Origin of the sequence: Candidatus Frankia alpina, from assembly GCF_902806485.1 — a bacterium.
Classification (GTDB): domain Bacteria; phylum Actinomycetota; class Actinomycetes; order Frankiales; family Frankiaceae; genus Frankia; species Frankia alpina.
Genome location: NZ_CADCWT010000455.1, coordinates 1 through 1,549 on the forward strand (window position 1 = coordinate 1; position 1,549 = coordinate 1,549).

Sequence of the window (1,549 nt, forward strand, 5' to 3'; positions counted from 1 at the left end):
CGCACGCCATGGCCACCCCACCGGCCCGAAGTCCCTCCAGAGCGATGGCGGTCACAGTAACCGCGAGCAGCACCCATCCAATCCTGTCCACCATCACGCGCCGGCCGGGCCGGAACCGAACGATGAACGACATCCCGAGCGTGGCAAGCCACGCCAGATCGAACACCGCACCGGCGAGGTAAGCCGTCCACGTACCGTTCAACAGGTGCGCGATGGACACCGTCGACCACGTGATCGACACCAGCGTAAGCACGAGCACCAGACCGACGACACCGTGCACGGCGATGACGTCGACGTCCCGGGGGAGAACAGGGACCGCGACACGGCGGGTCCGCGTCACCTCGACGGTCACCCCGTCAACGGTGCGACTATCCGGATACTCTTCGGTTTCGATCCGGAACTTCATACCGCACCACCAAATAGATCACCCTGGCCAGCGCAGACCGAACACGGCGGCCCCGACACCTTCACGTCCAGCTGGCCGCGGCAACGGGTGCACCGCCGCCACGGAGCCGGCGGCACGACGGTCAGCACGATCCGCAGACTGCGGAAATCCACCAGCACGATCGACGAGCAGACCTGGTGCTGCACGGCAAGCCCGAACCCGCATGCACGGCAGCAGACACCCTGCCCAGCGCGGATCTCAGCGGCGTGACGCCGTCGGACGTCCACCTCCTCGTCGACGGTCACCCGACGGCTCGCCTTCAACGCAGAGATGATCACCGGATCGAAGATCGCTTCCGGACGGTCGGCCGTGACCGTGACCCGGCCTGGACGGCGAGCACTCATACCGCACCACCGGCACACCGGTCAGACCTGTTCTCGGGCAAGATAGATCTCATGGTTCGGGACCTCCAGGGGTCTCGGATCTAGGTGTCACCCGGGGCTGGATCCCCGGGTGACACCACCTTGATTGACATTCTCCTTCCCACAGGGGAGCATGTCAATATGCCTGACGACGATCCCCTAGTTGGCTATGCCGAGATGGCCCGTCGAGCGGGGGTGACTCCGGGCACTATGCGGAGCTATCACAGAGATCGTCGCTTACCGCTACCGGACGATGACTCCGGTCCGCTTCGTCCTCGCTGGCGGCTGTCAACGTTTGAGCGCTGGATGGCGGCCCGCCCAGGACCGGGGCGGCGCGTTCCGGACACCAGTGATGATCCGCTGTTGAGCATCACGGAGATGGCCGCATTGGCGGACATCCACCGACAGTCGATCTACGCGCTCCGAGGCAAGGAGGAGTTCCCGGTCCCAGATGACACTGCTGTACGGACCCGCCCCCGGTGGCGAAAGTCAACCTTTGAGCGATGGATGGCAGACCGCCCAGGACCGGCTGCCCGTAGGGGCCGAGGCCAAGCGCGAGCCTCAGGGCAGACTGAGGCTGGCAACCAAGAAGATGATCGCCTCGGCCTAGGGCGCAGGCCTTGAGGCGGCCAGCAGCTAAAGGGCGCCGCCGACGGACAGACGGCCCGTTCGCCAACATCACTTCGAGGGAGCGGGGTCGCGCGACGATCCCCTGAAATGCACGTGGCCCGGACGTTCAGAG

Annotated in this window: 1 protein-coding gene and 1 pseudogene; both read right to left on the reverse strand. The window is 65.7% G+C overall.

The window, feature by feature from the left end:
- Positions 1-406 (reverse strand): annotated as a pseudogene (locus G6R25_RS23885) (hypothetical protein); the annotation flags it as partial.
- Positions 403-789 carry a hypothetical protein gene (locus G6R25_RS23890; RefSeq protein WP_136448304.1) on the reverse strand — a complete coding sequence of 129 codons (387 nt, stop codon included), beginning with the start codon at positions 787-789 and terminating at the stop codon, positions 403-405. The pseudogene G6R25_RS23885 and the gene G6R25_RS23890, both read right to left, overlap by 4 nt.
- Positions 790-1,549 lie beyond the last annotated feature (760 nt).